Raw genomic sequence first — 25,759 nt, forward strand, 5'->3', positions numbered from 1 at the left:
GAGTGGCGGGGGAGGAAAGCGGATCCGGCAGGGAGCCCGCGGCTGCGTTACCCTCTGCGGTTGCCCTCGAATTCTAGATGTCCGCCACCAGGTTTCCCCGATGACCGAAGACACCGACGTCGCGACGGAGCTCGCCCGGGGCGAGTTCGTCACATTTGCCGATTCCCCGTTCCAGCTCTTCCAGCCGTATCCGCCGGCCGGTGACCAGCCGGCCGCGATCGAGCAGCTCGTCGACGGCGTGGGCGACGGCCTCGCCTACCAGACGCTGCTCGGCGTCACCGGCTCGGGCAAGACCTTCACGATGGCCAACGTCATCGCCCGGCTGGGCCGGCCGGCGATCGTCTTCGCGCCGAACAAGACGCTGGCCGCGCAGCTGTACAGCGAGTTCCGCGAGTTCTTCCCGAAGAACGCCGTCGAGTACTTCGTCAGCTACTACGACTACTACCAGCCCGAGGCCTACGTGCCGCAGCGCGACCTGTTCATCGAGAAGGACAGCGCGATCAACGAGCACATCGAGCAGATGCGGCTGTCGGCGACCAAGAGCATCCTCGAGCGCCGCGACGTCATCGTCGTGGCCACCGTCAGCGCGATCTACGGCATCGGCAAGCCCGAGGACTACACGCAGATGCGGCTCATCGTGCGTGTCGGCGACAAGCTGGGCCAGCGCGACGTCATCGCGCGGCTGGTGTCGATGCAGTACACGCGCAACGAGGTCGAGTTCGGCCGCGGCACCTTCCGCGTGCGCGGCGACACGATCGACGTCTTCCCGGCTGAACACAGCGAGCTGGCGCTGCGCATCGAGCTCTTCGACGACGAGATCGAGTCGCTGGCATTGCTGGACCCGCTGACCGGCCGCGTGCGCCAGAAGGTGCCGCGGTTCGTCATCTACCCGTCGAGCCACTACGTGACGCCGCGCGAACAGGTGCTGCGCGCGGTCGACGGCATCAAGGCCGAGCTGCGCGAGCGCGTCGACTTCTTCGTCAAGAACGGCAAGCTCGTCGAGGCCCAGCGCGTCGAGCAGCGCACGCGCTTCGACGTCGAGATGCTGCAGGAGGTCGGGCACTGCAAGGGCATCGAGAACTACACCCGCCATCTGTCGGGCGCCGCGCCCGGCGAGCCGCCGTCGACGCTGGTGGACTACCTGCCGCGCGACGCGATCATGTTCCTCGACGAGAGCCACGTGCTGATCGGCCAGCTCGGCGGCATGTACAACGGCGACCGCGCGCGCAAGACGACGCTGGTGGAGTACGGTTTCCGCCTGCCCAGCGCGCTGGACAACCGGCCGCTGCGCTTCGAGGAGTTCGAGCGCCGCATGCGCCAGGCGGTGTTCGTCACCGCGACGCCGGCCGACTACGAGAAGACGCATTCCGGCCAGGTCGTCGAGCAGGTGGTGCGCCCGACCGGCCTCGTCGACCCCGAGGTCGAGGTGCGCCCGGCCTCGACCCAGGTCGACGACGTGCTGCAGGAGATCCGCGAGCGGGTCGACGTCAACGAGCGCGTGCTGATCACGACGCTGACCAAGCGCATGGCCGAGCAGCTCACCGACTACCTGTCGGACAACGGCGTCAAGGTGCGCTACCTGCACAGCGACATCGACACCGTCGAACGTGTCGAGATCCTGCGCGACCTGCGGCTGGGCTCGTTCGACGTGCTGGTCGGCATCAACCTGCTGCGCGAAGGCCTGGACCTGCCCGAGGTGAGCCTGGTGGCCATCCTCGACGCCGACAAGGAAGGTTTTTTGCGCGCCGAACGCAGCCTGATCCAGACCATCGGCCGCGCGGCGCGCAACGCGCGCGGCAAGGCCATCCTCTATGCCGACAGGATCACCGAGTCGATGCGCCGCGCGATCGACGAGACCGAGCGCCGGCGCGCCAAGCAGATCGCGCACAACGAGGCGATGGGCATCGTGCCGCGCACCGTCAACAAGAAGATCCGCGACCTGATCGACGGCGTCGTCAGCGACAAGACGGCCAAGGACGAGGTCCAGGCGGCGCAGGCCGCGGCCGAGGTCGAGGCGATGTCCGAGAAGGATCTGGGCAAGCGCATCAAGGCGCTGGAGAAACAGATGCTCGAACACGCGCGCAACCTCGAGTTCGAGAAGGCGGCGCGCGTGCGCGACCAGCTCGCGCTGCTGCGCGAGCAGGCGTTCGGCTCGGGAGGCCATGACGTCAACGTGGTTCCGCTTGACGCGGCGCGCGGAGGCGCTCGATGAACGCGTCGCCGAGCAGCATCTTGTTGATCTGCATGGGAAACATATGCCGCTCGCCGAGCGCCGAAGGCGTGCTGCGCGCCAAGCTCGAGGCTGCCGGACTGGGGCGGCAGGTGCGGGTCGACTCCGCCGGAACGCTCGGATATCACGCCGGTGAGGCGCCGGACCCACGCGCTGTTCGCCACGCGGCCGCGCGGGGTTACGATCTCACCCGGCTGCGGGCCCGGAAGGTCGAGCGCGAGGACTTCTCGCGATTCGACTGGATCCTCGGGATGGACGAGGACAACCTGGCCCGGCTGAGGCAGATCGCGCCCGACGACGCCCGCGCCGACCTCGGGTTGCTCATGGATCACGCCCTGCGCCATGCAGGCGTGCGCGAGGTGCCCGACCCCTATTACGGGTCGGCGGCAGGGTTCGAACGTGTGCTCGACCTGATCGAGGACGCGTGTGACGGGATCGTGGCCCGCCTGCTGCGCGCGCAGTCGACGTGACGGCGCCGCAAAGCTTGACCAAATTGGTTGGTCTCAGCTATACTTGAGCAATCTAGTCGGGATCGCTCTACGGGGAAACCCGCGGTCGCCGACGCCTTCCGTAAGGAGACATCCATGAGACTGACCACCAAAGGCCGCTTCGCCGTCACCGCGATGATCGACCTCGCGCTGCGCTCGCACAGCGGCCCGGTGGCGCTGGCAGCCATCAGCCAGCGGCAGCAGATTTCGCTGTCCTACCTGGAGCAGCTGTTCGGCAAGCTGCGCCGCCACGAACTCGTGGAGAGCACGCGCGGCCCGGGCGGCGGCTACTCGCTGGGCCGTCCGGCCGACGAGATCACCGTCGCCGACATCATCGTCGCCGTCGACGAGCCGATCGACGCCACCGGCTGCGGCGGCAAGGAAAACTGCCACGGCGAAGACGGCGGCCGCTGCATGACGCACGACCTCTGGGCGAGCCTGAACAACAAGATGATCGAGTACCTCGACTCGATCTCGCTGAAGAAGCTCGTCGACGAGCAGATCGCCAAGGGCGTCTCGGTCGAGGAAGCGCCGATCAAGCGCGCGATCTCCTCGCAGCCGGTCGTCAAGCCGATCAAGGTCACCGCGCCGAACTCGGTCTTCGCGTTCGGCAGTTCCTTCACCAAGTAAGCGACATGACTCCGCATTTCCCGATCTACATGGATTACGGCGCGACGACGCCGGTGGACCCGCGCGTCGTCGACGTGATGATCCCGTGGCTGCGCGAACACTTCGGCAACCCGGCGTCTCGCAGTCACGCCTGGGGCTGGGAAGCGGAAGAGGCGGTGGAGAAGGCGCGTGCCCAGGTCGCTTCGCTGATCAAGGCCGACCCGCGCGAGATCGTCTGGACCTCGGGTGCCACCGAGAGCAACAACCTCGCGATCAAGGGCGCGGCGCACTTCTACGCCTCGCGCGGCAAGCACCTGATCACCGTGAAGACCGAGCACAAGGCGGTGCTCGACACGATGCGCGAGCTGGAGCGCCAGGGCTTCGAGGTGACCTATCTCGACGTGCGCGAGGACGGCCTGCTCGACCTGGAGCGCTTCAAGGCGGCGCTGCGTCCGGACACGATCCTCGTGTCGGTCATGTTCGTGAACAACGAGATCGGCGTGATCCAGGACATCCCGGAGATCGGCCGCATCTGCCGCGAGCGCGGGATCATCTTCCACGTCGATGCCGCGCAGGCCACCGGCAAGGTCGCCATCGACATGGGCACGCTGCCGGTCGACCTGATGAGCCTGGCCTCGCACAAGACCTACGGTCCCAAGGGCATCGGCGCGCTGTACGTGCGCCGCAAGCCGCGCGTGCGCCTGGAAGCCCAGATGCACGGCGGCGGCCACGAGCGCGGCATGCGCTCGGGCACGCTGCCGACGCACCAGATCGTCGGCATGGGCGAGGCCTTCGCGATCGCCGAGGCCGAGATGGGCACCGAGAGCGAGCGCATCCGCATGCTGCAGAAGCGGCTGCTGGACGGCATCGCCGACATCGAGCAGGTCTTCATCAACGGCGACCTCGAGCGCCGCGTGCCGCACAACGTCAACGCCAGCTTCAACTTCGTCGAGGGCGAGTCGCTGATCATGGGCATCAAGGGCATCGCCGTGTCCTCGGGCTCGGCCTGCACCTCGGCGAGCCTGGAGCCCAGCTACGTGCTGCGCGCGCTCGGCCGCAGCGACGAGCTGGCGCACTCCAGCCTGCGCATGACGATCGGCCGCTTCACGACCGAAGCGGAGATCGACTACGCGGTCTCGACGCTGAAGGACCGCGTGGCCAAGCTGCGCGAGCTGTCGCCCCTCTGGGACATGTACAAGGACGGCGTCGACCTGAGCACGATCCAGTGGTCTGCGCACTGAACGGATAGAACAGGAGAACTGACATGGCCTACAGCGACAAAGTCGTCGACCACTACGAGAACCCGCGCAACGTCGGGGCCTTCGAGAAGGGCGACGAGACGGTGGGGACCGGCATGGTCGGCGCCCCGGCCTGCGGCGACGTGATGAAGCTGCAGATCAAGGTCGACCCGAGCACCGGGCTGATCGAGGACGCGCGCTTCAAGACCTACGGCTGCGGCTCGGCGATCGCGTCGAGTTCGCTCGTCACCGAGTGGGTCAAAGGCAAGACGCTGGACCAGGCTCTGACGATCAAGAACACCGACATCGCCGAGGAACTGGCGCTGCCGCCGGTGAAGATCCACTGCTCGATCCTCGCCGAGGACGCGATCAAGGCCGCGGTGCAGGACTACAAGGCCAAGCACGGCGAGGCCGTGGCGACGCAGCACTAAAGGGATCATGTCGATCACTCTGACCGAAGCGGCGGCCCGCCACGTCACGCGCTATCTCGGCCGCCGGGGCAAGGGCGTCGGCGTGCGCCTGGGCGTCAAGACGACCGGCTGCTCGGGCCTGGCCTACAAGCTGGAGTACGCCGACGAAGTGGGCACCGAGGACATCGTCTTCGAGGATCACGGCGTCAAGGTGCTCGTCGACCCGAAGAGCCTGCCCTATCTGGACGGCACGCAGCTGGACTTCGTGCGCGAAGGCCTCAACGAAGGCTTCAAGTTCCACAACCCTCGCGAACGCGACCGTTGCGGCTGCGGCGAGTCCTTCCGCGTCTGACCGACAATATCGGGTTGCCCCGAGTCCGGCGCGGCCCTCGTGGCCGCGCTTTGCCTTGCACGCGATGCTGACCATCCGCCCCGAACGCCCCGACCAGCCCGAGGTCGCCGCGCTGCTCGAGCAGCTCGACGCCTATCTCGCGGCGCTGTACCCGCCGGAGGCCAACCACATCCTCGACGTGCAGGCGCTGCTGGCGCCGGACGTTTACTTCCAGGTCGCGCGCCGCGCCGGCCGGCTGGTGGGCATCGGCGCGTTCCGCCGCATGCCCGGCGAGACGGCTACCGCGGGCGAGCCCTACGGCGAGATCAAGCGCATGTTCGTGCCGCCGGCCGAACGTGGCCAGCGCATTGCCGAGAAGCTGCTGAACTCGCTGGAAGACCGGCTGCGCACCGAGAGCTATCGCTGGGCGCTGCTGGAGACCGGCGTCGACCAGCACGAGGCGATCCGCCTGTACGAGCGCTGCGGCTACGGTCGCCGCGGCGCGTTCGCCGGCTATCCCGACAATGGCCTCTCGGCCTTCTACGCCAAGGCACTATGAAGCTCGACGACGACGACTTCACGCTGCTGGGCCTGCCGCGCCGGCACGCGGTCGACCGCGCCGCGCTCGACGCCGCCTGGCGCCGGCTGCAGGGCGAGGTTCACCCCGACCGCTTCGCCGCCCAGGGCGCCGCCGCGCAGCGCGTGGCGATGCAGTGGGCGGTGCGCGTCAACGAGGCCTACCAGCGCCTGAAGGACCCACTCGCACGCGCCGCCTACCTCTGCGAGCTGCGCGGCGCCGCGGTCGACGCCGAGCGCAACACCGCGATGCCGACCTCGTTCCTGATGCAGCAGATGCAGTGGCGCGAGGCGCTGGAAGAGGCCGCCGACCTGGCCGCCGTCGAGGCGCTGGATGCCGAGGTCGCCGCCGCCGAACGTGCGCTGCTGGCCGACGTCGAACGCCGCCTCGACACCGAGGACGACGCCGCCGCGGCTGCCGCCGACGTGCGTGCGCTGATGTTCGTGAACCGTTTTCGCCAGGACATCGAGCGCCGTCTCGATGCCCTGGACCCGACCCGCTGAAGAGCCGATGGCGCTGCTGCAGATCTCCGAACCGGGCGAGACGCCCGACCCGCACCAGCGGCGAATCGCCGTCGGCATCGACCTGGGCACGACGCATTCGCTCGTCGCCTCGCTGCGCCACGGCGTCGCCGAGTGCCTGCCCGACGAGCAGGGCCGCGTGCTGCTGCCCTCGGCGGTGCGTTATCTGGAAAACGGTGGCCGCCGCATCGGCTGGGACGCGCTGGCCGCGGCCGCCGAGGACCCGGAGAACACCGTCGTCTCGGCCAAGCGTCTGATGGGCCGGCGCCTGGCCGACCTGCAAGGCACGGCGGGCAAGCTGCCGTACCGTTTCGTCGACACGCCGGGCATGGTGGCTATCGCCACGCGCGACGGCGAGAAGACGCCGGTCGAGGTCTCGGCCGAGATCCTTGCCGCGTTGCGCCAGCGTGCCGAGGACTCCTTCGACGACGAGATCTTCGGCGCCGTCATCACCGTGCCGGCCTATTTCGACGATGCCCAGCGCCAGGCCACCAAGGCCGCGGCGCAGCTCGCCGGGCTGAACGTGCTGCGTCTGATCAGCGAGCCGACGGCGGCCGCGGTCGCCTACGGGCTGGACCAGGGCAGCGAAGGCCTGTACGCCGTCTACGACCTGGGCGGCGGCACTTTCGACCTGTCGCTGCTGCGCCTGAACCGCGGCGTCTTCGAGGTCGTCGCCACCGGCGGCGACGCGGCGCTGGGCGGCGACGACGTCGACCATGCGCTGGCCGACTGGGCGCTGGCGCAGGCCGGCGTCACGGCCGTCTCGCCGCAGGACAAGCGCAGCGCGCTGGTCGCCGCGCGTGCCGCCAAGGAGGCGCTGAGCGCTGCCGAATCGGCCACCTGGCGCGCCGCGATCGGTGGTGCCGAACACGCCGTCGAGCTGAGCCGCACGCAGCTGGAAACGCTGGCCCGCCCGCTGGTCGAGCGCACGCTGGCCCTGGTGCGCAAGGTGCTGCGCGACGCCCGCGTCACGCGCGAGGACGTGCAGGGCGTCGTGATGGTGGGCGGCGCGACGCGCATGCCGCTGGTGCGCACCGCGGTCGGCGAACTCTTCGGCCGCGAGGTGCTGACCAACCTGAACCCCGACGAGGTCGTCGCGCTGGGCGCGGCGATCCAGGCCAACGCGCTGGCCGGCAACGCCGGCGATGGCGAACTGCTGCTGCTCGACGTGATCGCGCTGTCGCTGGGGCTGGAGACGATGGGCGGCCTGGTCGAACGCATCGTCGAGCGCAACACGACGATCCCGGTGGCCAAGGCGCAGGACTTCACGACCTTCAAGGACGGCCAGACGGCGATGGCGATCCACGTCGTCCAGGGCGAGCGCGACCTCGTCTCCGAGTGCCGCTCGCTGGCGCGCTTCGAGCTGCGCGGCATCCCGCCGATGGCCGCCGGTGCGGCGCGCATCCGCGTCACCTTCCAGGTCGACGCCGACGGCCTGCTCAGCGTCTCGGCGCGCGAGCAGGGCTCGGGCGTCGAGGCCAGCGTCGTCGTCAAGCCCAGCTACGGGCTGGACGACGGCCAGATCGCGCGCATGCTGCAGGACGGCTTCACGCACGCCGCCGATGACATGGCCGCTAGAGCCCTGCGCGAGGCGCGGGTCGAGGCCGAGCGCATGGTGCTGGCCACGCGCGCCGCGCTGGACGCCGACGGCGCGCTGCTGTCGCCCGAGGAGCGCGCCGAGATCGACGCGCTGATCGCCTCGACGCTGGCCATCGCCGCCAGCGGCGAGGCTGCGGCGATCGAAGCCGCCGTCAAGGCGCTGGCCGACGGCACCGAGGCCTTCGCCGCCGCGCGCATGAACCAAGGCATCCGGCAGGCGCTGTCCGGCCGCCGTGTCGAGGACGTCTGAACCATGCCCGTCATCCGCATCCTTCCCCATCCCGAGTACTGCCCCGAGGGCAAGACCATCGAAGCTCCCGCGGGCACCTCGATCTGCGAGGCGCTGCTGGACAACGGCGTCGAGATCGAGCACGCCTGCGAGATGAGCTGCGCCTGCACCACCTGCCACGTCGTCGTGAAGGAGGGCTTCGCGTCGCTGGGCGAACTCGACGAGACCGAGGAAGACCTGCTCGACCGCGCCTGGGGTCTGCAGCCGACCTCGCGGCTGAGCTGCCAGGCCATCCTGTCGAACCAGGACGTGACGGTCGAGATCCCGCGCTACTCGATCAACCACGCACGCGAGAAGCACTGAGCCGGAGCGCCGCGCCCCGCGTCGGTGCCAGGGTCTTGTCGCCAGGCGAAAAAAAACCTCCCCGGCGGGGCCGGAGAGGTTGGGATAAAGGGCCTGTTGCCCTGCTGAGGAGATAGACAGACACCCGACGGAGGTGTCGAGTTCTCTCTCGCAAGCACCGTGCCAGCACCTCGCGCCGCGCCTGCCCGCCTCTACACTTCCCGCCATGATCGTTCTCGGATTCGAGTCTTCCTGCGACGAGACCGGCGTCGCGCTGGTCGAGACCCGGCCTGGCGCCGCGCCCCGCCTGCTCGGCGAGGCGCTGCACAGCCAGGCCGAGATGCACGCCGAGTACGGCGGCGTCGTGCCCGAGCTGGCCTCGCGCGACCACATCCGCCGCGTGCTGCCGCTGGCGCGCCAGGTGCTCGCCGAGTCGGGGCGCACGCTGGCCGAAGTCGACCTCGTCGCCTACACGCGCGGCCCGGGGCTGGCCGGCGCGCTGCTGGTCGGTGCCGGCGTCGCGGTCGCGCTCGGCGCCGCACTGGGCCGGCCGACCTTCGGCGTGCACCATCTCGAAGGCCATCTGCTGTCGCCTTTCCTCGCCGACCCGGCGCCCACGTTCCCCTTCGTCGCGCTGCTGGTCTCCGGCGGCCACACGCAGCTGATGCGGGTCGACGCCGTCGGCTCGTACGAGCTGCTCGGCGAAACGATCGACGACGCCGCCGGCGAAGCCTTCGACAAAAGCGCCAAGCTGCTCGGCCTGGGCTATCCGGGCGGGCCGGCGCTGTCGCGGCTGGCCGAGTTCGGCGACGCGACGGCTTTCGCGCTGCCGCGGCCGCTGCTGCACAGCGGCGACCTCGACTTCTCCTTCGCCGGCCTCAAGACCGCGGTAATGACGCAGCAACGAAAGCTCGGCACCAACGTCTGCGAGCAGTCGCGTGCCGATCTGGCGGCGTCGACGCAGGCGGCGATCGTCGACGTGCTGTCGGCCAAGGCGCTGCGCGCGCTGAAGGCCAGCGGCACGAAGCGCCTGGTCGTCGCCGGCGGCGTCGGCGCCAACCGGCGGCTGCGCGAGACGCTGGACGCCGGCGCGAAGAAGCTCGGTGCGCGTGTCTTCTACCCGCCGCTGGCGCTGTGCACCGACAACGGCGCGATGATCGCGATGGCCGCGGCGATGCGGCTGGAGCGCGGCCTGGCCCAGGGCAGCACCGATGGCGCCTTCGACGTGCGGCCGCGCTGGCCGCTGGACGAGCTCTCCGCGGCCGCCTCCTAGAATCCCGCCTCCACCCCGGCGCGCCGCCGTGCGCCGGCTCCCCGGGCGGGCCACCGCGCCCGCCGCCAGCCGAACGCCTCCGCGATGACTCCCTCCTCCCTGACGCGCCGTGCCTGGCTCGCGCTCGCCGCCGCCGGCCTGTCCCCTCCGCTGCACGCCCAGCCGCAAGCCGCGCCGATCAAGATCGCGCTGATCGAAGGCCTCTCGGGCGCCTTCGCCAACGCCGGCGACGCCGTCGCGCGCAACATCCAGTGGGCCGTCGAACGCGTCAACGCGCGGGGCGGCGTGCGCCTGCTCGGCGGCGCGCGGCCGCTGGAGCTGGTGCGTCTGGACAGCAAGGGCTCGACCGAGGAGGCCCTGTCGCTGCTGCGCGCGGCGCTGGACCAGCGCATCGCCTTCGTGCTGCAGGGCAACAGCTCGGCCACCGCGACGGCGCTGATCGACGCGCTGGACAAGCACAACGCGCGTGAGCCCGACCGGCGCGCGATCTTCCTGAACTACTCGGCCGTCGACCCGTCGCTGACCAACGAACGCTGCAGCTTCTGGCACTTCCGCTTCGACGCCCACGCCGACATGCGGCTGGCGGCGCTGACCGATGTGCTGCGTGACGACCGCTCGGTGAAGAAGGTCTACCTGATCGGCCAGGACTACAGCTTCGGCCAGCACGTCAACCGCAAGGCACGCGAAATGATCGCCGCCAAGCGCCCGGACATCGAGATCGTCGGCGACGAGCTGCACCCTATGGGCCGGGTGAAGGACTTCATCCCCTACGCCACCAAGATCAAGACCAGCGGCGCCCAGGCGGTGCTGACCGGCAACTGGGGCAACGACCTGACGCTGCTGGTGCGCGCGCTGCGCGAGGTCGGCAGCGACGCCAAGCTCTACACCTTCTACGGCAACGCGCTGGGCGCGCCGGCGGCGGTGGGCGACGCCGGCATCGGCTCGGTGCTGGCGGTGGCCGAGTGGCACCCGAACGTCGGCGGCGCGCCGGCCGAGGCCTTCTACGCCGCGTTCCGCAAACGTTTCCCCGATCCGCGCGAAGACTACGTGCATGCGCGCATGCAGGTGATGGTCGAGATGCTGGCCGCGGCGATCGAACGTGCGCGCAGCACCGAAGCCGCCGCAGTGGCGCGTGCGCTCGAAGGCCTGAGCTACGACGGCGCCACGCTTGGCGGCCTGCACCGCGCGACGATGCGCGCCGAGGACCACCAGCTGCAGCAGCCGCTGGTCGTCAGCGTGATGGAACGCGCCGGCACGCGCGAGGTGCCGCACGACGTCGAAGGCTCGGGCTACGGCTTCAGGACGCTGCGCCGCCTGGACGCCGCCGCCGTCGCCCAGCCCAGCGCCTGCCGCATGAACCGCCCCCGCTGACACCGAGAACCCGATGCGCGACACCATCCAGACCCTGCCGGCCTCCAAGATCCGCGAAGTCGCCAACGCCGGCCTGGGCCGCGACGACGTGCTCGCTTTCTGGTTCGGCGAAAGCGACGAGGTCACGCCCGAGCCGGTGCGGCGGGCTGCGGCGCGCTCGCTCGAAGCCGGCGAGACCTTCTACTCGCACAACCTCGGCCTGCCCGAGCTGCGCGAGGCGATCGCCGCCTACGCCAGCGCGCTGCACGGCCCGGTCGACGCCGGCCGCATCGCGGTCACGTCCTCGGGCGTCAACGCGCTGATGCTGGCGATGCAGCTGCTCGTCGGTGCCGGCGACGAGGTCGTCGCCGTCGTGCCGGTCTGGCCCAACCTGACGGCGCAGCCGGAGATCCTGGGCGCCACCGTCACCCGCGTGCCGCTGCGGCCGCAAGGCGGGCGCTGGGCGCTGGACCTGGACGAACTGCTGGCGCACGTCACCGAGCGCAGCCGCGTGCTGCTGGTCAACGCGCCGAACAACCCGACCGGCTGGACGCTGACACGCGCCGAGCAGCAGGCCATCCTCGCGCACTGCCGCAAGACCGGCACCTGGATCGTCGCCGACGAGGTCTACGAGCGCCTGGTCTTCGACGGCGGCGCCCAGGCCGCGCCGAGCTTCCTGGACATCGCCGGTGCCGACGACCGGCTGGTCGTCGTGCACAGCTTCAGCAAGAGCTTCCTGATGACCGGCTGGCGCCTGGGCTGGCTGGTGCTGCCGGCCGGCCATCACGACGGCATCGGCAAGCTGCTGGAGTTCAACAGCTCCTGCGCGCCGGTCTTCGTGCAGCGCGGTGGCCTGGCGGCGCTGGGCATCGCCGACGAGTTCGTGCCCGGCCTCGTCGCGCGCTTGCGCGGCTGCCGCGACCGGCTCGTCACCGGGCTGCAGGCGCTGCCCGGCGTCACGGTGGCCTCGCCGCCGGGCGGCATGTACGCCTTCTTCCGCGTCGAGGGCCGCGACGACTCGCTGGCCTTCGCCAAGACGCTGGTGCGCGAGCACGGCCTGGGGCTGGCGCCGGGTGCGGCCTTCGGCCCGGAAGGCGAGGGCTGGCTGCGCTGGTGCTTCGCCTCGAAGGACCCGGCACGGCTCGATGCGGGTCTGGAACGGCTGGCCACCGCGATCCGTCTATAATAGCGTGTTCCGCTGGTTTCGGCCGGCGGGATCCAAGCACGGCACCGGTCGGTTTCACTGGTGATCCGCAAGTCCGCAACACGGAAACCGCAGCCAGCGCCGACGGCCTGGGCGGTCTCCACTCGTCAAGAGGAAACGCCCATGTCCCTCGATATCGCGAAGAAGGCCGAGATCGTCGCGGCCAACGCCCGTGGCGCCAACGACACCGGCTCCCCCGAAGTCCAGGTCGCGCTGCTGACCGCTCGCATCAACGAGCTGACCCCGCACTTCAAGCAGCACCTGAAGGACCACCACGGCCGCCGCGGCCTGCTGAAGATGGTCAACCAGCGCAAGCGCCTGCTGTCCTACCTGAAGGACCGCGCGCCCGAGCGCTACACCGCGCTGATCGCCAAGCTCGGCCTGCGCAAGTAAGAATCGGATCCGGGGCTGCCGCACTAGCGGCGGCCCCGTCTTCACCGCTTTCTCCAACCGGGCACGGACGCAGCCGTGTCATTCCAACGACGCCTCGAACAGGGTTTCACTGGAATGGCATCGCGCCGGCCCACCACCGAAAGGCAATGCCCATGAGCATGTTCAACAAGGTCACGAAGAGCTTCCAATGGGGCTCGCACCAGGTCACGATGGAAACGGGCGAGATCGCCCGCCAGTCCACCGGCGCCGTCGTCGTCAGCGTCGATGACACCGTCGTGCTGGCTACCGTGGTCGCCAAGACTGAAGCCAAGACCGGCCAGGACTTCTTCCCGCTGACCGTCGACTACATCGAGAAGACCTACGCCGCCGGCAAGATCCCCGGCAGCTTCTTCAAGCGTGAAGGCCGCCCGAGCGAGCTCGAGACCCTGACCTCGCGCCTGATCGATCGCCCGATCCGCCCGCTGTTCCCCGAAGGCTTCTACAACGAAGTCCAGGTCGTCATCCACGTGCTGAGCCTGAACCCCGAGGTCCAGGCCGACATCCCGGCGATGATCGCGACCAGCGCCGCGCTGTCGATCAGCGGCATCCCGTTCAACGGCCCGATCGGCGCCGCGCGCGTCGGCTACGTCAACGGCGAATACGTGCTCAACCCGAGCGCCGCCCAACTGGCCGACAGCCAGATGGACCTCGTCGTCGCCGGCACCGAAGCCGCCGTGCTGATGGTCGAGTCCGAAGCCACCGAGCTGTCCGAGGAAGTGATGCTCGGCGCCGTCGTCTTCGGCCACGACCAGGGCAAGATCGCGATCGCCGCGATCAACGAACTGGTGCGCGAAGCCGGCAAGCCGGCCTGGGACTGGCAGCCGCCGGCCAAGGACGAGCCCTTCATCGCCAAGGTCAACGCGCTGGCCGAAGAGCCGCTGCGCGCCGCCTACCAGATCCGCAGCAAGCAGGCCCGCACCCAGGCCACCCGCGCCGTCGGCGCCAGCGTGCAGGCCGCGCTGAAGGAAGAGGGCGTCGCCTTCGACCCGGTCGCCGTCGACAACCTGCTGTTCGAGATCGAAGCGCGCATCGTGCGCGGCCAGATCCTGGCCGGCGAGCCGCGCATCGACGGCCGCGACACGCGCACCGTGCGCCCGATCGAGATCCGCTCCAGCGTGCTGCCGCGCACCCACGGCTCGGCGCTGTTCACGCGTGGCGAGACGCAGGCGCTGGTCGCCGCGACGCTGGGCACCGAACGCGACGCGCAGCGCATCGACGCGCTGGCCGGCGAGTTCGAAGACCGCTTCATGCTGCACTACAACATGCCCCCGTTCGCCACCGGCGAGACGGGCCGCGTGGGCAGCCCCAAGCGCCGCGAGATCGGCCACGGCCGCCTGGCCAAGCGCGCGCTGGTCGCCGTGCTGCCGCCCAAGGACGAGTTCCCGTACACGATGCGCGTGGTCTCGGAGATCACCGAGTCCAACGGTTCGTCGTCGATGGCCTCGGTCTGCGGCGGCTGCCTGTCGCTGCTGGACGCCGGCGTGCCGCTGAAGGCGCACGTCGCCGGCATCGCGATGGGCCTGATCAAGGAAGGCAACCGCTTCGCCGTGCTGACCGACATCCTCGGTGACGAGGATCACCTCGGCGACATGGACTTCAAGGTGGCCGGCACCGCCAGCGGCATCACGGCGCTGCAGATGGACATCAAGATCCAGGGCATCACCAAGGAGATCATGCAGGTCGCCCTGGCGCAGGCCAAGGAAGCGCGTCTGCACATCCTGGGCAAGATGGTCGAGGCCGTCGGCGGCGCCAAGGCCGAGGTGAGCCAGTTCGCCCCGCGCCTGTACACGATGAAGATCAACCCGGAGAAGATCCGTGACGTCATCGGCAAGGGTGGCGCGACGATCCGGGCGCTGACCGACGAGACCGGCTGCACGATCGACATCGGCGAAGACGGCACGATCACGATCGCCAGCACCGACGCCGACAAGGCCGCCTTCGCCCAGAAGCGCATCGAGGAGATCACGGCCGAGGCCGAGATCGGCAAGGTCTACGAAGGCCCGATCACCAAGATCCTGGACTTCGGCGCCCTGGTCAACATCCTGCCGGGCAAGGACGGCCTGCTGCACATCAGCCAGATCGCCCACCAGCGCGTCGAGAAGGTCACCGACTTCCTGACCGAAGGCCAGGTCATCAAGGTCAAGGTGCTCGAGACCGACGAGAAGGGCCGCATCAAGCTCAGCATGAAGGCGCTGCTCGACAAGCCCGAGGGCTACGTCGAGGAAGAGCGTCCGCGCCGCGAGCGCAGCGACCGAGGTGACCGTGGGGACCGCGGCGACCGTGGCCCGCGCCGCGAGCGTGAACCCCGCGAGCCGCGTGAGCCGCGTGCCGAGGCGGCTGCGGCCACCGACGCGCCGGCCACCGAGGCGCCGGCTCCGGAACAGGGCGCCGAGCGCGCCCCGGGCCAGGAGTAAGGCACGGCGATGCGTGCCGTCGAGATCAGCCGTTTCGGCCCGCCCGAGGTGCTGCAGCTGGTGCAGCGCCCGGCGCCGGTGCCGGCGGCCGGCGAGTTGCTGATCGCGGTGCAGGCCTCGGGCGTCAACCGCCCGGACGTGCTGCAGCGCAAGGGGCACTACCCGCCGCCGCCGGGCGCATCGGACCTTCCGGGTCTGGAGATCGCCGGCACGGTGCTGGCCGGTGCGCCGGCGGATCTCGCGGCCGCGGGGCTGGCGATCGGTGACGCGGTGTGCGCGCTGGTCGCCGGCGGCGGTTATGCCGAGCAGTGCGTCGCTCCGGCGGTGCAGTGTCTGCCGCTGCCGCGCGGGCTGACGATGGTCGAGGCGGCGAGCCTGCCCGAGACCTTCTTCACCGTCTGGCAGAACGTGTTCGCCATCGCGCGCCTGGCGCGCGGCGAGACGCTGCTGGTGCAAGGCGGCACTAGCGGCATCGGCGTCACCGCGATCCAGCTCGCCAAGGCCTTCGGCGCCCAGGTGATCGTCACCGCCGGCAGCGACGACAAGTGCGCGGCCGCGCTGGCGGTCGGCGCCGACCACGCGGTCAACTACCGCATGCAGGACTTCGTCGCCGAGGCCAAGCGCCTGACCGACGGGCGCGGCGTCGACGTCGTGCTCGACATGGTCGCCGGCGACTACGTCGCGCGCGAGGTCAAGTGCCTGGCGGTCGACGGCCGCCTGGCGATCATCGCGGTGCAAGGCGGCACGGCCAGCAGCTTCGACGCCGGCGCGGTGCTGCGCAAGCGCATCGCGATCACCGGCTCGACGCTGCGTGCGCGCAGCGTGGACTACAAAGCCGGCTTGGCGCGCGCGCTGCGCGAGCAGGTCTGGCCCTTGCTGGAGACCGGCGCCGTCAAGCCGGTCGTGCACCGCGTGTTCCCGGCGGCCGAGGCGGCCGCGGCGCACGCGCTGATGGAATCCGGTTCGCACGTCGGCAAGATCGTGCTGACCTGGTGAACCCCTTCTCGAGGACTCACAAGATGCGACGCAAGCTCGTGGTGGGCAACTGGAAGATGCATGGCAGCCGCCCGGCCAATGCCGAGCTGCTGGCCGCGCTGATCGCCGGCCGTCCTTACGCCGCCGACGTGGCGGTCTGCGTGCCCAACGTGTTCCTGTCCGAGACCGCGGCGACGCTGGCCGGCAGCGAGCTGCGCTGGGGTGCGCAGGACGTCTCCGAGCACGAGCAGGGCGCCTACACCGGCGAGGTGTCGGCGGCGATGCTGGCCGAATGCGGCTGCCGCTACGCCATCGTCGGCCACTCGGAGCGCCGTGCCTACCACGCCGAGAGCGACGCCGTCGTCGCGCGCAAGGCGCAGGCGGCGCTGGCGCGCGGCGTGACGCCGATCGTCTGCGTCGGCGAGACGCTGGAGCAGCGCGACGCCGGCGAGACCGAAGCGGTCGTCAAGCGCCAGCTTTCGGCGGTGATCCACCAGCTGGCGCACTGCGCCAGCGAGATCGTCGTCGCCTACGAGCCCGTCTGGGCCATCGGCACCGGCCGCACCGCGACGCCCGAACAGGCGCAGGCGGTGCATGCCGTGCTGCGCGCGCAGCTGCACGCGGCCACCGGTCGCGGGCACACGATGCGCATCCTCTACGGCGGCAGCGTCAAGGCGGACAACGCCGCGACGCTGTTCGCGCAACCCGACATCGACGGCGGGCTGATCGGCGGTGCTTCGCTGAAGGCTGCCGACTTCATCGCGATCTGCCGCGCCGCGGCCTGAGCTTTTCCCCGGAGTTTGTTCCCATGCACATCTGGATGAACCTCATCCTCGTCCTGCAGATCCTGTCGGCGCTGGCGATGATCGGCCTCGTGCTGATCCAGCACGGCAAGGGCGCCGACATGGGCGCCTCGTTCGGCGGCGGGTCCTCCGGCAGCCTGTTCGGCGCCACCGGCAGCGCGAACTTCCTGTCGCGTTCGACCGCGGCCTGCGCGACGCTCTTCTTCTGCTGCACGCTGGCCCTGGCCTTCATGTCCAACAGCGTGCGCGGCCCGTCCACGGACGGCGGCAGCGTGCTCGACCGCGCGGCCCCGGTCGCCCCGGCGGCGCCCAGCGCGCCGGCCACCGGTGTCATTCCCGGCACGCAGCCGCTGGCCCCGGCGACGCCGGCCTCCGGCGCGACCGGCGCGAATTGAGCGCGACTGAATCGTCTGTAAGGGTTTCCAAGAAATAAACTAGAAGTCGATATAGAATGCTTCTTTGTCCGGTGAGCGACCCTCATGCCAACCGGACAGTAAGCGCCAGGGTTTGACGTCTTGCCGACGTGGTGAAATTGGTAGACACGCTATCTTGAGGGGGTAGTGGCGAAAGCTGTGCGAGTTCGAGTCTCGCCGTCGGCACCAAAGACCGAGTGACGTGTTGTCCGGAGGTGGTCCAAGCATCCGGCAACGCCGTTCAAAGGAGTGATCCGAATGAACGGTAAAGCGCGCCCAGCGGGCAGCCTGTGTAGGCTGTTCGAGGCGCGTTTTTTTTCGACCTGACAGAACCTGACGGGACTCTGACAAGGATCAAGAAAACATGGACATCCAGGCCTACCTCCCCGTCATCCTGTTCGTGCTCGTCGGCCTCGCTGTCGGCGTCGCGCCGCAGGTTCTCGGCTTCATCTTCGGCCCCAACCGGCCGGACGTCGAGAAGAACAGCCCGTACGAATGCGGCTTCGAGGCCTTCGAGGACGCGCGCATGAAGTTCGACGTGCGCTACTACCTCGTCGCCATCCTGTTCATCCTCTTCGATCTCGAGATCGCCTTCCTCTTCCCCTGGGCCGTGGCCCTGCGCGACATCGGCGCGACGGGGTTCTGGGCGATGATGCTGTTCCTCGGCATCCTCGTCGTCGGTTTCGTCTACGAGTGGAAGAAGGGCGCGCTGGACTGGGACTGACCCCGCCGGCTGGGAGACAAGCTATGGGAATCGAAGGCGTCATCAAGGAAGGCTTCGTCACCACCTCGGTGGACAAGCTGATCAACTGGTCCAAGACCGGATCGCTGTGGCCGATGACCTTCGGCCTGGCCTGCTGTGCGATCGAGATGATGCACGCCGGCGCGGCGCGCTACGACATCGACCGCTTCGGGATGCTGTTCCGCCCGAGCCCGCGGCAGAGCGACCTGATGATCGTCGCCGGCACGCTGTGCAACAAGATGGCACCGGCGCTGCGCAAGGTCTACGACCAGATGGCCGAACCGCGCTGGGTGCTGAGCATGGGCTCGTGCGCCAACGGCGGCGGCTACTACCACTACAGCTACTCCGTCGTGCGCGGCTGCGACCGCATCGTGCCGGTGGACGTCTACGTGCCGGGCTGTCCGCCGACGGCCGAGGCGCTGCTGTACGGGATCCTGCAGCTGCAGAGCAAGATCCGACGCGAAAACACCATCGCGCGCTGACCGCGCGATCAGCACGATGAGCACCCGACTCGACCTCCTGCAGAGCGCCCTCGAAAGCGCACTGGCCGGCAAGATCCGCACGTCCGTGCGCGCGCTCGGCGAGATCACCATCACCGTCGGCGCCGCCGACTACCTCGAGGTCGCGCGCACGCTGCGCGACACGCCCGAACTGCGCTTCGAGCAGCTCGTCGACCTGTGCGGCGTCGACTACTCGGAGTACCGCAACCAGCCCTGGGACGGCCCGCGCTTCTGCGTCGTGTCGCACCTGCTGTCGCTGACCCACAACTGGCGCCTGCGGCTGAAGGTCTTCTGCCCCGACGACGACCTGCCGGTGCTGCCCTCGGTCAACGACATCTGGCCCTCGGCCAACTGGTTCGAGCGCGAGGCCTTCGACCTGTTCGGCATCGTCTTCGACGGCCACCTCGACCTGCGTCGCATCCTCACCGACTACGGCTTCATCGGACACCCGATGCGCAAGGACTTCCCGACCACCGGGCACGTCGAGATGCGCTACGACCCGGAGCAGAAGCGCGTCATCTACCAGCCGGTGACGATCGAGCAACGCGAGATCATTCCGCGCGTCGTGCGCGAGGACAACTACGGCGGGCTGCACTGATGGCCGAGATCAAGAACTACACGCTGAACTTCGGACCGCAGCACCCGGCAGCGCACGGCGTGCTTCGCCTCGTGCTCGAGCTCGACGGCGAGGTCATCCAGCGTGCCGACCCGCACATCGGCCTGCTGCACCGCGCCACCGAGAAGCTGGCCGAGACCAAGACCTTCCTGCAGACGCTGCCGTACATGGACCGCCTCGACTACGTGTCGATGATGGTCAACGAGCAGGCCTACTGCCTGGCGGTCGAGAAGCTGCTCGGCATCGAGGTGCCGCTGCGCGCGAAGTACATCCGCACGATGTTCGCCGAGCTGACGCGGCTGCTCAACCACCTGCTGTGGCTGGGCACGCACTCGCTGGACTGCGGCGCGATGAACGTCTTCCTCTACGCCTTCCGCGAGCGCGAGGACATCTTCGACATGTACGAGGCGGTGTCGGGCGCGCGCATGCACGCCGCCTACTTCCGTCCGGGCGGCGTCTACCGCGACCTGCCGGACTCGATGCCGCAGTACACCTTCAGCAAGATCCGCAACGAACGCGGCATGAAGGAGCTGAACGCCAAGCGCCAGGGTTCGCTGCTCGACTTCATCGAGGAGTTCGTCAAGCGTTTCCCCAGCCGCGTCGACGACTACGAGACGCTGCTGACCGACAACCGCATCTGGAAGCAGCGCACCGTCGGCATCGGCGTCGTCGAGCCCGATCGCGCCAAGGCCCTGGGCTTCACCGGCCCGATGCTGCGCGGCTCGGGCATCGCCTGGGATCTGCGCAAGCAGCAGCCCTACGACGCCTACGACCGCGTGGAGTTCGACATCCCGGTCGGCGTGCAAGGCGACACCTACGACCGCTATCTCGTCCGGATGGAGGAGATGCGTCAGTCCAACCACATCGTCCAGCAGTGCGTCGACTGGCTGCGGGCGAACCCCGGGCCGGTCATCACCGACAACCACAAGGTCGCGCCGCCGGCCCGCGTGGACATGAAGGCCAACATGGAAGAGCTGATCCACCACTTCAAGCTCTTCAGCGAAGGCATGCACGTGCCCGAGGGCGAGGCCTATGCGGCGGTCGAACACCCGAAGGGCGAGTTCGGCATCTACCTGATCAGCGACGGGGCGAACAAGCCCTACCGCATGAAGATCCGTCCGCCGGGTTTCGTGCATCTGGCCGCGCTCGACGAGATGTCGCGCGGCCACATGCTCGCCGACGCGGTCGCGATCATCGGCACCATGGACATCGTGTTCGGCGAGGTCGATCGATGAATTTCTCCGAAGCCACGCTGGCGCTGTTCGCGCGCGAAGTGGCCAAGTTCCCCGCCGACCAGAAGCAGTCGGCCGTCATGGCCTGCCTGGCGATCGTCCAGCACGAGCAGGGCCACGTCTCGCAGGAAGCCGAGGAGGCGATCGCCGCCTACCTGGGCATGCCGGCGATCGCGGTCCACGAGGTCACGACCTTCTACAACATGTACAACCAGCAGCCGGTGGGCAAATACAAGCTCAACGTCTGCACCAACCTGCCGTGCCAGCTGCGCCACGGCGAGCATGCGCTGGACCACGTCTGCAAGAGGCTGGGCGTCAAGCCCTACGGCACGACCGAGGACGGCCTGTTCACCGTGCAGCCCAGCGAGTGCCTGGGCGCCTGCGCCGACGCGCCGGTGATGCTCGTCAACGACCGCGAGATGCTGAGCTTCATGGACGACGACAAGCTCGACGAGCTGATCGACACGCTGCGCAAGGAAGGATGAGCATGGTCGACCTGTCCAAGTTCAAGACCCGCGGCGTCGAGACCTGCTTCCACGGCCGCCATCTGCAGCCGCAGATCTACGCCGGGCTGGACGGCCGCAACTGGCGGCTGGCCGACTACGTCGCGCGCGGCGGCTACTCGGCGCTGAAGAAGATCCTCGGCGCCCACGGCGGCCCGGGCATGACGCCGGACCAGGTCATCGCCGAGGTCAAGCTCTCGGCACTTCGCGGCCGCGGCGGCGCGGGCTTCCCGACGGGGCTGAAGTGGAGCTTCATGCCGCGCCAGTTCCCGGGGCCGAAGTACTTGGTGTGCAACTCCGACGAGGGCGAGCCCGGCACCTGCAAGGACCGCGACATCCTCTCGTTCAACCCGCACATCGTCATCGAGGGCATGTGCATCGCGGCCTACGCGATGGGCATCCGCACGGGCTACAACTACATCCACGGCGAGATCTTCGAGGTCTACCAGCGCTTCGAGGAGGCGCTCGACGAAGCGCGTGCCGCCGGTTTCCTCGGCGACAACATCCTCGGCTCGCAGCACAGCTTCCAGCTGCACGCCTTCCACGGCTTCGGCGCCTACATCTGCGGCGAAGAGACCGCGCTGCTCGAGTCGCTCGAAGGCAAGAAGGGCCAGCCGCGCTTCAAGCCGCCGTTCCCGGCGAGCTTCGGCCTGTACGGCAAGCCGACGACGATCAACAACACCGAGACCTTCGCCGCGGTGCCGTGGATCATCAACCACGGCGGCCAGGCCTATCTCGAGGTCGGCAAGCCGAACAACGGCGGCACGAAGATCTTCTCGGTGGTCGGCGACGTCGAACGCCCGGGCAACTTCGAGATCCCGATGGGCACGCCGTTCTCGACGCTGCTGGAGATGGCCGGCGGCGTGAAGGGCGGGGCGCTGAAGGCGGTGATCCCCGGCGGCTCGTCGGCGCCGGTGCTGCCGGCCAAGGTGATGATGGACCTGACGATGGACTACGACGCCATCGCCAAGGCCGGCTCGATGCTGGGCTCGGGCGCGGTCATCGTCATGAACGACACGCGCTGCATGGTCAAGAGCCTGCTGCGCCTGTCCTACTTCTACCAGCACGAGAGCTGCGGCCAGTGCACGCCGTGCCGCGAAGGCACCGGCTGGCTGTGGCGCCTGGTGGAACGCATCGAGACCGGGAAGGGCCGCGCCGAGGACCTGGCGCTGCTCGACTCCGTCGCGGACAACATCAAGGGCCGCACGATCTGCGCCCTGGGTGACGCGGCTGCCATGCCCGTGCAGGGCATGCTGAAGCACTTCCGCGACGAATTCGCCTGGCACGTCGACCACAAGACCTGCATGGTCCCCCAGCACGCCTAGGGCACGCATGATCGAAATCGAACTCGACGGGAAAAAGGTCCAGGTCGCCGAAGGCAGCATGGTCATGCATGCCGCCGACGCGGCCGGCACCTACGTTCCCCACTTCTGCTATCACAAGAAGCTCTCGATCGCGGCCAACTGCCGCATGTGCCTGGTCGAGATCGAGAAGGCGCCGAAGCCGATGCCCGCCTGCGCGACCCCGGTCACGCAGGGCATGGTGGTGCGCACCAACAGCGAGAAGGCCCAGCGCGCCCAGAAGGGCGTGATGGAGTTCCTGCTGATCAACCATCCGCTGGACTGTCCGATCTGCGACCAGGGCGGCGAGTGCCAGCTGCAGGACCTGTCGATGGGCTACGGCGGCGTCGCCTCGCGCTACAGCGAGGAGAAGCGCGTCGTCTTCCACAAGGACGTCGGCCCGCTGCTGTCGATGGAGGAGATGTCGCGCTGCATCCATTGCACGCGCTGCGTGCGCTTCGGCCAGGAGATCGGCGGCGTCATGGAGCTCGGCATGGTCCACCGCGGCGAGCACAGCGAGATCACGACGATGCTGGGCAACAGCGTCGACAGCGAGATCTCGGGCAACATGATCGACCTGTGCCCGGTCGGCGCGATCACCAGCAAGCCCTTCCGCTACCAGGCCCGCACCTGGGAGCTGTCGCGTCGCAAGAGCGTCAGCCCGCACGACAGCACCGGCGCCAATCTGATCGTCCAGGTCAAGGCCAACAAGGTGCTGCGTGTCGTCCCGTTCGAGAACGAGGACGTCAACGAGTGCTGGATCGCCGACCGTGACCGCTTCAGCTACGAGGCCCTGAACAGCCCGTCGCGCCTGACCCAGCCGATGATCAAGCAGGGCGGCCAGTGGCAGGCGGTGGACTGGAACACCGCGCTGGGCTACGTCGCCGACGGCCTGAAGCGCGTCATCGCCGAGTTCGGCCCGCAAGGCGTCGGCGCGATCGGCAGCGCGCACTCCACCGTCGAGGAACTGCACCTGCTGGCCAAGCTCGTGCGCGGCCTGGGCAGCCAGAGCATCGACTTCCGCAGCCGCCACGCCGACTTCGCCAACACCGCACCGGCCGGCCGTGCGCGCTGGCTGGGCCTGCCGATCGCCGCGCTGTCGACGCTCGACACGGCGCTCGTCGTCGGCTCCTTCCTGCGCAAGGACCATCCGCTGTTCGCGCAGCGCATCCGTCAGGCCGCGCGCCACGGCGCCCGCGTCTATTCGCTGTCGGCATCGCGCGAGGATTGGGCGATGCCGCTGGCCGGCCACCTGACGGCGCTGCCGTCGGCCTGGCACGGCGCGCTGGCCGAAGTGGCCGCCGCGGTCGCCGCTGCCAAGGGCGTCGCCGCACCGGTCGCCGCCCAGCCGGGCGAAGCCGCGCAGGCCGTCGCCGCCGCGCTGGTGGCGGGCGAACACAAGGCGGTGCTGCTGGGCAACGCCGCCGCGCAGCACCCGCAGGCCTCGGCGCTGCTGGCGCTGGCGCAGTGGCTCGGAGAGCAGACCGGCGCCGCCGTCGGCTATCTCGGCGAAGCGGCCAACACGGTCGGCGCCCAGCTCGTCGGCGCCCTGCCGGGTGAAGGCGGGCTGAACGCCGGCCAGATGCTGTCGCAGCCGATGAAGGCGCTGCTGGCGCTGAACCTCGAGCCGGTGCTCGACGCCGCCGATGCCGCCGCCGCGCGTGCCGCGCTGGGTGGCTCGGGCCTGGTCGTCGCGCTGTCGCCGTTCCAGGACGCGATGGCCGACGTCGCCGACGTCATGCTGCCGATCGCACCGTTCACCGAGACCGCCGGCAGCTTCGTCAACGCCGAAGGCCGGCTGCAGAGCTTCCAGGGCGTCGTTCGCCCGCTGGGCGACACGCGCCCGGCCTGGAAGGTGCTGCGCGTGCTCGGCAACCTGCTGGGCCTGCCGGGCTTCGACCAGGACAGTGCCGAAGCCGTGCGAGCCGAGGCCATCGGCGACGCCGCCTCGATCGCTTCGCGCCTGGACAACACGCCGGCCGCCGCCTCGGGCACGCCGGTCCTGCGCCAGGGCGCGCTCGAACGTGTCGCCGACGTGCCGATCTATGCCACCGACTCGCTGGTGCGCCGTTCGCCGCCGCTGCAGCTCAGCGCCGACGCGCGCGTGCCGCGCGTGGGCCTGCCGTCGTCGCTGTGGCGCCAGCTCGGCCTGGCCAAGGGCGACAAGGTGATGGTCGCGCAAGGGCAGGGGGCCGTGCTGCTCGCGGCGCGTGAAGAGCCCTGGCTGGCCGACGGCGCCGTGCGCGTCGCGGCCGGCCACCCGGACACCGTCGCGCTGGGCGCGTTGTTCGGGCCGATCACGGTGGAGAAGGCCTGACCATGCTGGACACGCTGAACCAATACGGCACCGCCGCGCTCGGCGCCAACGGCTGGCTGGTGCTGTGGACGCTGATCAAGATCGTCGTCGTCGTGCTGCCGCTGATGGGCTGTGTCGCCTACCTCACGCTGTGGGAGCGCAAGGGCATCGGCTTCACCCAGATCCGCCTGGGCCCCAACCGCGTCGGCCCCTGGGGCCTGCTGCAGCCGATCGCCGACGCGGTCAAGCTGATCTTCAAGGAGATCATCCGCCCGACCGCGGCCAGCAAGGGCCTGTTCTTCGTCGGTCCGGTGATGACGATCACGCCGGCGCTGGTCGCCTGGGCGGTGATCCCCTTCGGGCCCGAAGCCGTGCTCGCCGACGTCAACGCCGGCCTGCTGTTCCTGATGGCGGTGACCTCGATCGAGGTCTACGGCGTCATCATCGCCGGCTGGGCCTCGAACTCGAAGTACGCCTTCCTCGGCGCGCTGCGCGCCTCGGCGCAGATGGTCAGCTACGAGATCGCGATGGGCTTCGCGCTCGTCGTCGTGCTGATGGTCTCGGGCACGCTGAACCTCGGTGGCATCGTCGCCGCCCAGGGCCGCGGCATGGGTGCCGACCTCGGTGCCGGCTTCCTGTCCTGGAACTGGCTGCCGCTGCTGCCGATCTTCTTCGTCTACTTCATCTCGGGCCTGGCCGAGACCAACCGTTCACCCTTCGACGTCGTCGAAGGCGAGTCGGAGATCGTCGCCGGCCACATGATCGAGTACTCGGGCATGGCCTTCGCGATGTTCTTCCTCGCCGAGTACGCGAACATGATCCTCGTCAGCACGCTGACGGTGCTCCTGTTCCTCGGCGGCTGGCTGTCCCCGTTCGCCTTCCTCGACTTCATCCCCGGCTGGATCTGGTTCGCGGCCAAGGTCTTCGTCGTCGTGACGATGTTCCTGTGGGTGCGCGCGACGCTGCCGCGCTTCCGCTACGACCAGATCATGCGCCTGGGCTGGAAGATCTTCATCCCGGTGACGCTGGTCTGGCTGGTCCTCGTCGGCCTGGTGATCCAGTCGCCGTTCAACATCTGGAAGTGAGGTCGAC

General features: G+C 69.3%; 26 protein-coding genes and 1 tRNA gene. All 27 read left to right on the forward strand.

The genetic code is table 11. The features are described from left to right. Positions 1-100 precede the first annotated feature (100 nt). The 27 genes from uvrB (at position 101) to nuoH (ending at position 25,752) form a co-directional block, all read left to right on the forward strand. Positions 101-2,212 carry an excinuclease ABC subunit UvrB gene (gene uvrB / locus RGE_RS07560; protein WP_014427748.1) on the forward strand — a complete coding sequence of 704 codons (2,112 nt, stop codon included), beginning with the start codon at positions 101-103 and terminating at the stop codon, positions 2,210-2,212. Continuing rightward, the gene (locus RGE_RS07565; RefSeq protein ID WP_014427749.1) at positions 2,209-2,700 is read left to right on the forward strand and encodes a low molecular weight protein-tyrosine-phosphatase; all 492 of its coding nucleotides are present in this window, start codon (positions 2,209-2,211) and stop codon (positions 2,698-2,700) included. The genes uvrB and RGE_RS07565 overlap by 4 nt, the downstream gene beginning before the upstream one ends. Before the next feature lie 114 nt (positions 2,701-2,814). Then, entirely contained in the window at positions 2,815-3,348 is a 534-nt protein-coding gene (iscR, locus tag RGE_RS07570) for a Fe-S cluster assembly transcriptional regulator IscR (RefSeq protein WP_014427750.1), read from the forward strand. A gap of 5 nt (positions 3,349-3,353) precedes the next feature. Next, the gene (locus RGE_RS07575; RefSeq protein WP_014427751.1) at positions 3,354-4,568 is read left to right on the forward strand and encodes an IscS subfamily cysteine desulfurase; all 1,215 of its coding nucleotides are present in this window, start codon (positions 3,354-3,356) and stop codon (positions 4,566-4,568) included. Positions 4,569-4,591: 23 nt separating this feature from the next. After that, on the forward strand, positions 4,592-4,996 hold the full coding sequence (iscU, locus tag RGE_RS07580) for a Fe-S cluster assembly scaffold IscU (protein WP_014427752.1): 405 nt from the start codon (positions 4,592-4,594) through the stop codon (positions 4,994-4,996). Positions 4,997-5,003: 7 nt separating this feature from the next. After that, positions 5,004-5,327 (forward strand): iron-sulfur cluster assembly protein IscA, encoded by a 324-nt coding sequence (gene iscA / locus RGE_RS07585; RefSeq protein ID WP_014427753.1) that lies wholly within the window; start codon positions 5,004-5,006, stop codon positions 5,325-5,327. 64 nt (positions 5,328-5,391) lie between these two features. Continuing rightward, on the forward strand, positions 5,392-5,865 hold the full coding sequence (locus tag RGE_RS07590) for a GNAT family N-acetyltransferase (RefSeq protein WP_014427754.1): 474 nt from the start codon (positions 5,392-5,394) through the stop codon (positions 5,863-5,865). Then, complete coding sequence (gene hscB / locus RGE_RS07595; RefSeq protein ID WP_014427755.1) at positions 5,862-6,386, forward strand: Fe-S protein assembly co-chaperone HscB; 525 nt, start codon at positions 5,862-5,864, stop codon at positions 6,384-6,386. The genes RGE_RS07590 and hscB overlap by 4 nt, the downstream gene beginning before the upstream one ends. 7 nt (positions 6,387-6,393) lie before the next feature. Then, a complete protein-coding gene (gene hscA / locus RGE_RS07600; RefSeq protein ID WP_014427756.1) occupies positions 6,394-8,253 on the forward strand; it encodes a Fe-S protein assembly chaperone HscA in 1,860 nt (619 codons plus the stop codon). A 3-nt stretch (positions 8,254-8,256) separates the two neighbouring features. Beyond that, positions 8,257-8,595, forward strand: a complete 339-nt coding sequence (fdx, locus tag RGE_RS07605; protein ID WP_014427757.1) for an ISC system 2Fe-2S type ferredoxin — start codon at positions 8,257-8,259, stop codon at positions 8,593-8,595. A gap of 205 nt (positions 8,596-8,800) precedes the next feature. Beyond that, entirely contained in the window at positions 8,801-9,847 is a 1,047-nt protein-coding gene (gene tsaD, locus RGE_RS07610; RefSeq protein ID WP_014427758.1) for a tRNA (adenosine(37)-N6)-threonylcarbamoyltransferase complex transferase subunit TsaD, read from the forward strand. An 84-nt stretch (positions 9,848-9,931) separates the two neighbouring features. Next, positions 9,932-11,218, forward strand: coding sequence for a branched-chain amino acid ABC transporter substrate-binding protein (locus RGE_RS07615; protein ID WP_014427759.1), 1,287 nt, complete (start codon positions 9,932-9,934; stop codon positions 11,216-11,218). A gap of 13 nt (positions 11,219-11,231) precedes the next feature. After that, on the forward strand, positions 11,232-12,383 hold the full coding sequence (locus tag RGE_RS07620; RefSeq protein WP_014427760.1) for a pyridoxal phosphate-dependent aminotransferase: 1,152 nt from the start codon (positions 11,232-11,234) through the stop codon (positions 12,381-12,383). Between the two features lie 141 nt (positions 12,384-12,524). Beyond that, a complete protein-coding gene (rpsO, locus tag RGE_RS07625; protein WP_014427761.1) occupies positions 12,525-12,794 on the forward strand; it encodes a 30S ribosomal protein S15 in 270 nt (89 codons plus the stop codon). 152 nt (positions 12,795-12,946) lie between these two features. Further along, on the forward strand, positions 12,947-15,247 hold the full coding sequence (gene pnp / locus RGE_RS07630) for a polyribonucleotide nucleotidyltransferase (RefSeq protein WP_014427762.1): 2,301 nt from the start codon (positions 12,947-12,949) through the stop codon (positions 15,245-15,247). A gap of 9 nt (positions 15,248-15,256) precedes the next feature. Next, entirely contained in the window at positions 15,257-16,243 is a 987-nt protein-coding gene (locus RGE_RS07635) for an NAD(P)H-quinone oxidoreductase (protein ID WP_014427763.1), read from the forward strand. A 23-nt stretch (positions 16,244-16,266) separates the two neighbouring features. Next, entirely contained in the window at positions 16,267-17,007 is a 741-nt protein-coding gene (gene tpiA / locus RGE_RS07640; protein ID WP_014427764.1) for a triose-phosphate isomerase, read from the forward strand. 23 nt (positions 17,008-17,030) lie between these two features. Then, positions 17,031-17,420: a preprotein translocase subunit SecG gene (secG, locus tag RGE_RS07645; RefSeq protein ID WP_014427765.1), complete on the forward strand. Its 390-nt coding sequence runs from the start codon at positions 17,031-17,033 to the stop codon at positions 17,418-17,420. Positions 17,421-17,542: 122 nt separating this feature from the next. Then, positions 17,543-17,627, forward strand: a tRNA-Leu gene (locus tag RGE_RS07650). 175 nt (positions 17,628-17,802) lie between these two features. Then, positions 17,803-18,162 (forward strand): NADH-quinone oxidoreductase subunit A, encoded by a 360-nt coding sequence (locus RGE_RS07655; RefSeq protein WP_014427766.1) that lies wholly within the window; start codon positions 17,803-17,805, stop codon positions 18,160-18,162. A 23-nt stretch (positions 18,163-18,185) separates the two neighbouring features. Further along, positions 18,186-18,662, forward strand: a complete 477-nt coding sequence (locus RGE_RS07660; protein ID WP_014427767.1) for a NuoB/complex I 20 kDa subunit family protein — start codon at positions 18,186-18,188, stop codon at positions 18,660-18,662. A 16-nt stretch (positions 18,663-18,678) separates the two neighbouring features. Beyond that, positions 18,679-19,278, forward strand: a complete 600-nt coding sequence (locus RGE_RS07665) for an NADH-quinone oxidoreductase subunit C (RefSeq protein ID WP_014427768.1) — start codon at positions 18,679-18,681, stop codon at positions 19,276-19,278. Next, the gene (locus tag RGE_RS07670; RefSeq protein WP_014427769.1) at positions 19,278-20,531 is read left to right on the forward strand and encodes an NADH-quinone oxidoreductase subunit D; all 1,254 of its coding nucleotides are present in this window, start codon (positions 19,278-19,280) and stop codon (positions 20,529-20,531) included. The genes RGE_RS07665 and RGE_RS07670 overlap by 1 nt, the downstream gene beginning before the upstream one ends. Continuing rightward, positions 20,528-21,013, forward strand: a complete 486-nt coding sequence (locus tag RGE_RS07675; protein ID WP_014427770.1) for an NADH-quinone oxidoreductase subunit NuoE family protein — start codon at positions 20,528-20,530, stop codon at positions 21,011-21,013. The genes RGE_RS07670 and RGE_RS07675 overlap by 4 nt, the downstream gene beginning before the upstream one ends. Beyond that, positions 21,010-22,356, forward strand: coding sequence for an NADH-quinone oxidoreductase subunit NuoF (nuoF, locus tag RGE_RS07680; protein WP_014427771.1), 1,347 nt, complete (start codon positions 21,010-21,012; stop codon positions 22,354-22,356). The genes RGE_RS07675 and nuoF overlap by 4 nt, the downstream gene beginning before the upstream one ends. A 7-nt stretch (positions 22,357-22,363) precedes the next feature. Continuing rightward, a complete protein-coding gene (nuoG, locus tag RGE_RS07685) occupies positions 22,364-24,688 on the forward strand; it encodes an NADH-quinone oxidoreductase subunit NuoG (RefSeq protein WP_014427772.1) in 2,325 nt (774 codons plus the stop codon). 2 nt (positions 24,689-24,690) lie between these two features. Beyond that, complete coding sequence (gene nuoH, locus RGE_RS07690) at positions 24,691-25,752, forward strand: NADH-quinone oxidoreductase subunit NuoH (protein ID WP_014427773.1); 1,062 nt, start codon at positions 24,691-24,693, stop codon at positions 25,750-25,752. The last annotated feature ends 7 nt before the right edge of the window (positions 25,753-25,759 follow it).

This window comes from Rubrivivax gelatinosus IL144, assembly GCF_000284255.1.
Classification (GTDB): domain Bacteria; phylum Pseudomonadota; class Gammaproteobacteria; order Burkholderiales; family Burkholderiaceae_C; genus Rubrivivax; species Rubrivivax gelatinosus_A.